This window comes from Roseobacter sp. FCG-D35, from assembly GCF_033436665.1.
In the GTDB taxonomy this organism is placed as follows: Bacteria; Pseudomonadota; Alphaproteobacteria; order Rhodobacterales; family Rhodobacteraceae; genus JAWQFO01.
In genome coordinates this window covers 1-746 of sequence record NZ_JAWQFO010000024.1, presented here as the reverse complement: position 1 = coordinate 746, position 746 = coordinate 1, and the positions used below count along the sequence as shown (strand labels likewise).

Sequence of the window (746 nt, the reverse complement as noted above, 5' to 3'; positions counted from 1 at the left end):
TGGCTCGGTTGAAACCGTATTTTCCCAAGAGCCATGGCAAGCCGCGTGTCGATGATCGGCGGGTACTGAGTGGGATTATCTTCATCAATCGCAATGGCTTAAGATGGTCGGATGCTCCAAGGGAGTACGGCTCACCCAAGACTCTGTACAACCGCTGGAAACGATGGAGCGACAAGGGCGTGTTTGCCCGGATCATGGAAGGGCTGGCCGCCGAGCACTCCGAACACAAGGCGATCATGATCGACGCAACCTATCTGAAGGCACATCGCACGGCATCCAGCCTGCGGTTGAAAAAGGGGGGCGCGGACGTCTGATCGGGCGCACCAAGGGCGGCATGAACACCAAATTGCACGCCGTAACGGACGCCTCTGGTCGTCCCATCCGGTTCTTCATGACCGCCGGTCAGGTCAGTGATTACACGGGCGCCAGGGCTCTCCTGAGCAGCTTGCCAGCCGCCGATTGGATGATCGCTGATCGCGGATATGATGCAGACTGGTTCCGGGATGCCTTGAAAGACAAAGGGATACGGCCATGCATCCCCGGCCGGAAGTCTCGCGACAAGCCGGTGCGATACGACAAACGCAGATACAAGCGCCGCAATCGCATCGAGATCATGTTCGGTCGTTTGAAGGATTGGCGCCGCGTCGCAACCCGCTACGACAGATGTCCAAAGGTGTTCCTATCAGCCATCGCGCTCGCCGCCGCAGTCATATTCTGGCTCTGAAAATCAATGAGTCTGGAGCCTA

At 57.9% G+C, this 746-nt stretch carries 1 protein-coding gene; it reads left to right on the top strand.

The window, feature by feature from the left end:
- The first annotated feature begins 8 nt into the window (after positions 1-8).
- Positions 9-724, top strand: a protein-coding gene (locus tag R5H30_RS21740) for an IS5 family transposase (RefSeq protein ID WP_318330868.1) whose coding sequence is annotated in 2 segments (ribosomal slippage) — positions 9-287 and positions 290-724 — 714 coding nt in all. Because the reading frame shifts where the segments join, the coding sequence is not laid out codon by codon here.
- Positions 725-746 lie beyond the last annotated feature (22 nt).